9 protein-coding genes and 1 pseudogene are annotated in these 7,386 nt (G+C 57.9%); 8 read left to right on the forward strand and 2 right to left on the reverse strand.

The window, feature by feature from the left end; genetic code table 11:
* The first annotated feature begins 560 nt into the window (after positions 1 to 560).
* Genes G560_RS0115010 through G560_RS0115030 form a run of 5 tightly spaced genes read left to right on the forward strand, consistent with a single transcriptional unit; the run spans position 561 to position 3,070 of the window.
* Entirely contained in the window at positions 561 to 806 is a 246-nt protein-coding gene (locus G560_RS0115010) for a helix-turn-helix transcriptional regulator (protein ID WP_022705121.1), read from the forward strand.
* Positions 803 to 1,069, forward strand: a complete 267-nt coding sequence (locus G560_RS0115015; RefSeq protein WP_022705122.1) for a hypothetical protein — start codon at positions 803 to 805, stop codon at positions 1,067 to 1,069. Before G560_RS0115010 ends, G560_RS0115015 begins: the two co-directional genes overlap by 4 nt.
* On the forward strand, positions 1,066 to 1,458 hold the full coding sequence (locus tag G560_RS0115020) for a VRR-NUC domain-containing protein (protein WP_022705123.1): 393 nt from the start codon (positions 1,066 to 1,068) through the stop codon (positions 1,456 to 1,458). The genes G560_RS0115015 and G560_RS0115020 overlap by 4 nt, the downstream gene beginning before the upstream one ends.
* A complete protein-coding gene (locus G560_RS0115025; protein ID WP_022705124.1) occupies positions 1,455 to 2,423 on the forward strand; it encodes a helix-turn-helix domain-containing protein in 969 nt (322 codons plus the stop codon). The genes G560_RS0115020 and G560_RS0115025 overlap by 4 nt, the downstream gene beginning before the upstream one ends.
* Positions 2,420 to 3,070 carry a hypothetical protein gene (locus G560_RS0115030; protein ID WP_022705125.1) on the forward strand — a complete coding sequence of 217 codons (651 nt, stop codon included), beginning with the start codon at positions 2,420 to 2,422 and terminating at the stop codon, positions 3,068 to 3,070. Before G560_RS0115025 ends, G560_RS0115030 begins: the two co-directional genes overlap by 4 nt.
* Positions 3,071 to 3,194: 124 nt before the next feature.
* Here G560_RS0115030 and G560_RS21085 read toward each other — a convergent pair whose 3' ends face one another.
* The gene (locus G560_RS21085; RefSeq protein ID WP_022705126.1) at positions 3,195 to 3,362 is read right to left on the reverse strand and encodes a hypothetical protein; all 168 of its coding nucleotides are present in this window, start codon (positions 3,360 to 3,362) and stop codon (positions 3,195 to 3,197) included.
* 650 nt (positions 3,363 to 4,012) lie between these two features.
* Here G560_RS21085 and G560_RS21785 point away from each other — a divergent pair.
* The 3 genes and pseudogenes from G560_RS21785 to G560_RS0115050 all read left to right on the forward strand — a co-directional run.
* Positions 4,013 to 4,369 carry a DUF2946 family protein gene (locus G560_RS21785; protein WP_420835077.1) on the forward strand — a complete coding sequence of 119 codons (357 nt, stop codon included), beginning with the start codon at positions 4,013 to 4,015 and terminating at the stop codon, positions 4,367 to 4,369.
* A complete protein-coding gene (locus G560_RS0115045) occupies positions 4,366 to 6,567 on the forward strand; it encodes a NosR/NirI family protein (protein ID WP_022705128.1) in 2,202 nt (733 codons plus the stop codon). The genes G560_RS21785 and G560_RS0115045 overlap by 4 nt, the downstream gene beginning before the upstream one ends.
* Positions 6,568 to 6,578: 11 nt before the next feature.
* A pseudogene (locus G560_RS0115050) lies at positions 6,579 to 7,061 on the forward strand (TAT-dependent nitrous-oxide reductase); the annotation flags it as partial.
* A 72-nt stretch (positions 7,062 to 7,133) separates the two neighbouring features.
* On the opposite strand, the gene G560_RS0115055 reads toward G560_RS0115050, so the two are convergent.
* On the reverse strand, positions 7,134 to 7,386 hold a 253-nt coding region (locus tag G560_RS0115055; protein ID WP_022705130.1), incomplete at its 5' end, for an ATP-binding protein.

Genomic DNA, 7,386 nt, shown 5'->3' on the forward strand with positions numbered 1-7,386 from the left:
TCTCCCCTTCTGCCTGCAACACAGGCGTAGATTCGCGGCTCTATCAAGTGAAGCATGCGGATCGGGGTGGCGGGGAGGCAGAGAGTGGCATTGATGTGCCGATCCCGCGCCACCCCTTGTTTTATTGAGTTCTCTGCGAAAAGCGCAACGCGCTGGCAGCGCGACGGAACGTCGATTGGGGCGTCACCGATCCTCGCACAGCCGGTTTGCTCTGTGGTTTCTGCAATTCTCTAATGAAATCAGAGGGTAGCGCGGTTTCGGCGCGGCATTGCCACCCTGCCACCCCCTGAAAGCCCGCCAATGCTGCCGAATGTCGGCCAATGCAGGCGAAGCGAGCGGAACACGGACAAACTGTGCCGCGACAGGCGCGTCAGGGCGTGCCACCCACCCCAGCCATACTGCGTCGGGTCGAGCCAAAACCCCAAAAGCCTCAATGAAATAAGGGGTGGCACGTAAGGGGCGTTTCCAGTGCCACCCCGCGCCTTCCCGCCACCCCAAACCGCCTGCGCATCATGGTCCCAGAAATCAGCCCGATCAGGGCGATGAAGGGGAGACAGAACATGATGACAACGGAAACACCCCGCCGATCCACCGCTGCGGGACTTTTGGGCGGCTGGATCAGCCGCTTTGACCTTGCGCTTGAGCTTGGCGTGACGGTCGACACACTGCGGCGCTGGGAGGCCCTGCGTTTTGGCCCGCCCTGTGTGCGCGTTGGGCGCAAAGTCTATTATCGCCGCGACGCCGTGCATGACTGGTTGCAACTGCAGGAAGTGCCCGTCCCCCGGCGCGCGGGTGGCCGCCGATGATCGCGCTTTTGACTCATCTCCTTGTCGCGGCCCCGAGCACCGTCGACTGGATGCACGATCGCCTGACCGAGGCGCGTGGCGTCCTGGCCGACAGCACCCAGCATCCGGACTCGCTGGTTATCCTGGCGGCACGTGTCGTTGTCGGCCAGACCGACGATGCCCGCGAATGCAGCGATGCGCTCGATCTGTTGCGCCTGCTGGACCGTCGGCCATTGCACGTCGTCGCGGCGGCCGCGGGCATCCCGAAAGGTGGTGCCGCATGAACCGTCGCAGCACACCCGAAGCCGATGCCCAGCGTGCCATCGTGCAGGCGCTGCGCATCGCCCTGCCCCGCGATGCCATTGTGCATCATTGCGTCAACGAGGTGACCGAGGCGGGACCACGTGGCGCCAAGCGTCAGTCGATCTTGGTCGGCATGGGCGTCCATTCCGGCTTTGCCGATCTGATCGTGATCTCAGGCGGCCGCGTGCTGTTTCTTGAGGTCAAAAGCGAAACCGGCCGCTTGCGCAAATCTCAGGAGGTGTTCCGCGACACAGTCTGCGCCCAAGGCTTCTGCTGGGCGCTGGTGCGGTCAGTCGATGATGCGCTGGGCGCCCTGGCCGACAATGGCTTCACCAGCCGTGTCCGCCCAGCCCGGAGAGTTGCGCCATGAGCCACAAAGCAACTGTTTGGGCCATCCAACAACGCGGGTTGAAGCCTGCAACCAAGATCGTGCTGTGGTTCCTCTGCGACCGGCACAACCCTGACTTCGGCTGTTTCCCAACGCAGGCAAGGTTGGCTGGCGATGCAGAGATGTCGATCTCGGCGCTGAACGAACACCTCGCCAGGTTGGAAGAACTGCGTTTGATCCACCGCGTCCGCACCCATGATCCGCGCACCCACAAGCGCCAAGCCACACGCTACATCTTGGGGTTTGAAGAAGGCTTTCCACAAGAACCAACTCCGGAAACTGGACACGGCCTTGAAGGAACGGAGGAAGAACAAAGCGCTGACCCAACTCCGGAATCCGGTGATGGGGCCATCTCCGGATTTTCGCCAAAGCCATCTCCGGATTTTGCCCAAAGCCATCTCCGGAATCCGGAGACTAACCTTGTAAGAGAACCCTTAAGTAAACCAGTAAAGGAGGAGGAGGATGCGCAAGCGCGCGATTCCGATTTTGATCAGTTTTTCGAAGAACTGATTTTGGCGCTGGGCTTCGCTGCCAACGCCACCCTGCCCGCTTGGTGGCAAGGCTGGCCAGCTCGGAGCCATGTGCGGCGCTGGATCGATGACCTCGGGCTGTCCGAGGATCGGATCTTGGAGGTTGCGGCTGAGACCCGGCGCGATCACCCCAATCCGCCCGATGGGCCGAAAGCGCTGGACCGGTTCATGGAACGGGCCGCCCGGCGCGATGCGCAGGCGGCGGCAGCCGAGGCAAAACCGCAAAGACCGAAGCGCAGCCGCAAGGTCGATCTGACGCCGCGGCCCAGCGCCGACGATCTGGCCGCCTTCTACGCCGAGCTTGTCAATTCGGATCGCTACCTGCCGGTAAGCGCGATCAGCAACACCATCCGCGATGCCATGTTGGCGCGAGGGCTGGTCACGCCGGAGCGGCTCTGGATGCGGGGTGTGCGATGACCATGCAAAGAGCGATCAACAATCGCGGCACACGCACAAAACGCGCGCTGGGCGTGCAAGCCGTGCTGGAATGGGCGTTTCGAGTGGAAAAGGCACAGCTGGAATTGCCCGCGCGGCGGGACGTTGATGAGGAAGGCTTCGGCTTTGGGCTGGAATATGTCCTGATGCAACGCGCAGCACTGGGCTGCAAAGTGGACGGTGGTCAGCACAAGATGGGCAGTTACACCCATGCGGATGCCGAAGTGATCGCCGCCACCGTCGCTGGATTGCCCGACAGCCTCGGCGGCACCCGCATGGCGATCAGCGTGGCCGAATTAGCCCGCGCGGGGATAACCCCCAACTGGATGCCCGGAGTCGTGCCGCGCTGTGTGCCGGTGGAAACCAAGCAAAATCAGCATGGCAAGCGGGCGAGCACCATCGTGGTGGGCATTGAGCATGTGCTGACCCGGGGCAAGTGGCGCACGGTCGAGGTTCTGGCCTGCCCAGTCACCTGGCGGCCGTATCCGGAACAGATCGCTTCGGCCCGCCAGGGTTATGAGAATTGGTGGCAAGCGCTGGACTGGGTGCGGGAGGGGCTGTTGGCGGGCGGGATGTTGCGAGAGCTAGAAGTGACAGTGGCGATGCCGAAGGCACGGCCGTGGGCGTGATAGGTTGGTCAAGAAAGGGGGGAAGCATGCGTAATTGGGCTGACCCTGCGCTGAAGTCAAGTTCCCGTTAAGATCACAGAATAACTGTGAAAAATAGAGACAGGGAATGGAATACTACGTTGGATTAGATGTGTCGCTTCGGTCCTGTGCGCTTTGCATCATCTATGGCAAAAGCAAGGTCCATCTTGAACGAGAGCTGTGATTCGAAGTCGAAGGCATTGCCGCGTGCCTTAAAGCTTTTGAACACCCCGTTGATCGCATCGGCTTCGAAGCGGGTGCCTTGAGCCAGCATCTTTAGCTTGGTTTGCAATCTTTGAGCTTTGACGTCGTTTGCGTGGATGAGCCGCAGGCAAGTGTGGCCTTGTCTGCCATGCGTAACAAAATCGACAAAACTGATGCGAAGGGAATTGCACAGTAAAGTGCGCCCGGAAGCCGGGCTCTCGACAACCGATCCGACACATGCATCCAGCGGTGCCCTTCGAACACCAAAATAGACTGCGAAGAGAAGCGTGACCCGGATGAACGACCCTCGATGATACACAAGAAGGAAAATGGGCTTGACCTAGGCACCCAATTAGAGAGGCGGTCATTCTCTGTTGCCGCGAGCCAACCACGTCGCGACATCGGAGGCTGGCATTCAGGCGGTCAAACGTTTCGGATCAGATCATGCCGATTAAGCACCAACATTCAACTTTTACCACCCGACGTTAGCACTTCAAGTGGACAGAGCGGGGGCCGATCATTGCGACGCACTTTGCATCATGTCATTCTAAAAACAGAATATATAATTGTTTTAATTATTTTATTTCTGCACAAAAATAAATCACACCCTTGATCCAGATCATGTTTGTGTCGGGCTTAGTCTGTCACGCAGGCCAGATGAAAACGATTTTGTCCAATATCGAAGCGTTGCTTTTGTGCATTTGCGTCATGCTTTACGGCATGGCGTCTGATGCCGGGACAAATACAGGAGTTGGCACCTTTGAGATGGTCATTTGCTCGGGCGATGGGCCGGTTTCAGTGGTGGTTGATGCCAATGGCAATCCGGTCCCGTCTGATAGCAAATGTTGTGATTGCTTGACCTGCGGCACGCCAACCGCAGCCTTGGCGACGGATGCTTTCCAGCTAAGCGCGAGCCCCGCACGGTTTTCAAATCTTGTGATTTCGATCACGGATCAAATTCCAACCCCGCCCCATACTACTCGGCCCCAAGCGCGAGGCCCCCCATCCGCCACCCGGAAAAATGGCGTATCCGCCATGCTGGGCTGTGGGTCGGCCTTTAAGGATACCGCAGCATGACACTCTCTCGCTTTGCTATTCGTTTTTTCCTTTTTCTATTTGCGTCGCTGTTTTTGACACTGCCTGTCTCGGCCGAGTCTGTTCTGTCAAAACTGCTGCCGACAATTGTCGCAGGCGAGGTTGTTGAGGGGGCAGACGGTTTTGGTCCGATCCGCGAGGATGTGCCCGTTGCCCCAGTTTTGAAGGCGGGGCAGTCGATTGGCTGGGCCTATATCGCGTCTGATTTCGTATCGACCACTGGCTATTCGGGCAAACCCATTCACACGATGATTGCTTTGGACCAAGACGCCAAAGTGATAGGTGTGCAGCTTATCAAGCATTCTGAACCGATTGTTCTTATCGGTATTCCCGATTCCAAGATCAAAGCTCTTACAGCCAATTATAGTGGTATGGATTTGGTTGCCGAGGCCAATTCCGGGGGTACTGCGCATGAGTTGGATATTATTTCGGGCGCGACTGTCACGGTTATGGTCATTGACGATTCCATCGTACGCTCTGGCCTGAAAGTTGCCCGTGCTTTGGGTTTGGGTGGCCTTGCTGTTGAGGAAAAAGCTGCCGGGCCACAGTTTGAGGTGAACCCGGATGCCGAAGCCGCCCCCGATTGGATGACGCTCGAAGGCGATGGCACCATTCGCCGTTTGTCATTGGATGTGGGGCAAGTGAACGCCGCCTTTGCTGCAATGGAAGATCCCCGAGCAGCCCAACGCGCACTGACCGAAGCGCCCGAAACGACCTATATCGAAATGCAGGTGGCACTGGTATCACAACCCGCCATCGCCCGCAGTATCTTGGGTGAAGCCGAGAGCGCCAACCTTGCGACGTGGTTGCAAGGGGGTGAACACGCCATCGCGATTGTCGGTAAGGGTATCTATTCGTTCAAGGGGTCAGGCTATGTGCGCGGCGGGATTTTTGACCGAATAGTGCTGATCCAGAATGATGTGTCCGTGCGGTTCCATGACAAACAGCACCGGCGCATCAATGGTTTGGCCGCAGATGGTGCGCCCGCGTTCAACGAGGCGGATTTGTTCAAAATCCCCGCCAATACCGATTTCGACCCAACCCAGCCTTTCCGCATTCAGTTGCTGGTGCAGCGCGAGGTGGGGGCGATTGAAAAGGTCTTTACCACCTTTGATCTGGGCTATCAGTTGCCGCAAAAATACCTGCGTGCGGTTGCCCCGCCCCCTGCCGCCGAGGTGCCAGCGGCTGTGACCGACCAATCCGAGGCAAGCGCGCAGCAAGCCCTATGGCAGCGCATATGGCAAGGCAAAAAGCTTGAGATAGCGATGCTATCCGTGATGCTGGGCGTGTTGACGCTGGTGTTCTTTTTCCAAGGGATTGCCACCCGTAATGCCCGCGCATTTTTCTGGTTTCGCATCGGGTATCTGTCCATCGCGCTGGTATTTCTGGGCTGGTATGCCAATGCGCAGTTGTCGGTTGTCAACTTGATGGCGCTGTTTGGTGCCTTGGTTTCAGGGTTCAGCTGGCAGGCGTTTTTGTTGGACCCGCTGACGTTCATCCTGTGGTTTTCCGTTGCGGCGGCCTTGCTGTTTTGGGGGCGTGGTGCCTATTGCGGCTGGTTGTGCCCCTTTGGCGCGCTGCAAGAACTGCTAAGCCGGATCGCCAAGTTTCTGCACATTCCGCAATGGACCCTGCCCTGGGGCCTGCATGAACGGCTGTGGCCGCTGAAATACATGATCTTTTTGGGGTTGTTTGGTGTGTCGTTGATGAGCATCGAACAAGCCGAACATCTGGCCGAAGTGGAGCCGTTCAAAACCGCTATCGTGCTGAAATTCGTGCGGACTTGGCCGTTCGTGGCCTATGTTGCCGCCTTGCTGATCGCTGGGTTGTTCGTCGAACGGTTCTATTGCCGGTATCTTTGCCCACTTGGTGCGGCCTTGGCGATCCCGGCCCGGTTGCGAATGTTTGATTGGCTGAAACGCTACAAGGAATGCGGCAGCCCCTGCCAGACTTGTGCCAATCAATGCCCTGTGCAGGCCATCCACCCCACGGGCGAGATTAACCCTAACGAGTGTGTAAACTGCCTGCATTGTCAGGTTTTGTACCAGTCGAAGACCACTTGCCCTGTTGTGATCAAGAAACTGAAGCGCCGCGAAAGTGTGGGCGATGTGCCAAATCTTGGCACTAGTGAACGCGGCTTTATGGGGCACCCTAACCAACTCAAAACCAAACTGAACTGAAAGGACTGATCATGTCAGAAGATCTTAGAATGAAGCTAACACGTCGCGGCCTGTTGGGCGCAACTGCCGGGGGCGCTGCCCTTGCGAGTGGTCTTGGCACGCGCGCCATTCTGGCGGGTGGTGCGTTGGGGGCGGCATCCGTTGCGGCAACATCGCCAGCCGCTGCATCCGAGGCTGGAACTGTCGCTCCGGGGCAGTTGGATGAATATTACGGCTTCTGGTCCTCGGGCCAGTGTGGCGAGATGCGGATTTTGGGCATTCCGTCGATGCGCGAATTGATGCGCGTTCCCGTGTTCAATATCTGTTCCGCCACAGGTTGGGGCATCACCAACGAGTCCAAGAAAATCCTGACCGAGGGGCTGTTGCCGAAGACCAAGGATTATCTGGCAGCGAACGGGCTGGAATTCCCGCGTAACGGAGATTTGCACCATGTGCATATGTCGTTCACCGAAGGCAATTATGACGGGCGTTTTCTGTTCATGAACGACAAGGCTGTTGATTGTCACTGAGAACTGACCCGGCATTGTCACCGCGATTTGACCCACCCATTAGTTATGTTCTCTATGTCATGATGGCGTCAATGCTGTTGCCTCCTTTCGCTTTTTCTTCGCTGTTTCGGAGCTGGCCTTGAAGCGGTAGCTGTCATTGCCAGTCTCGAGGATGTGGCAGCGATGGGTAAGACGATCGAGCAGTGCGGTGGTCATCTTGGCATCGCCGAACACGCTGGCCCATTCGCTGAAGCTCAGGTTGGTGGTGATGATGACGCTGGTGCGTTCATACAGCTTGCTCAGAAGGTGGAAGAGCAATGCACCGCCAGAG

The organism is Pseudorhodobacter ferrugineus DSM 5888, from assembly GCF_000420745.1.
Classification (GTDB): domain Bacteria; phylum Pseudomonadota; class Alphaproteobacteria; order Rhodobacterales; family Rhodobacteraceae; genus Pseudorhodobacter; species Pseudorhodobacter ferrugineus.

Coding starts and splice junctions, on each gene's coding strand:
- G560_RS0115010 (WP_022705121.1), top strand. CDS start 561: ATGATGACAACGGAAACACCCCGCCGATCCACCGCTGCGGGACTTTTG.
- G560_RS0115015 (WP_022705122.1), top strand. CDS start 803: ATGATCGCGCTTTTGACTCATCTCCTTGTCGCGGCCCCGAGCACCGTC.
- G560_RS0115020 (WP_022705123.1), top strand. CDS start 1,066: ATGAACCGTCGCAGCACACCCGAAGCCGATGCCCAGCGTGCCATCGTG.
- G560_RS0115025 (WP_022705124.1), top strand. CDS start 1,455: ATGAGCCACAAAGCAACTGTTTGGGCCATCCAACAACGCGGGTTGAAG.
- G560_RS0115030 (WP_022705125.1), top strand. CDS start 2,420: ATGACCATGCAAAGAGCGATCAACAATCGCGGCACACGCACAAAACGC.
- G560_RS21085 (WP_022705126.1), bottom strand. CDS start 3,362: ATGCTGGCTCAAGGCACCCGCTTCGAAGCCGATGCGATCAACGGGGTG.
- G560_RS21785 (WP_420835077.1), top strand. CDS start 4,013: ATGGCGTCTGATGCCGGGACAAATACAGGAGTTGGCACCTTTGAGATG.
- G560_RS0115045 (WP_022705128.1), top strand. CDS start 4,366: ATGACACTCTCTCGCTTTGCTATTCGTTTTTTCCTTTTTCTATTTGCG.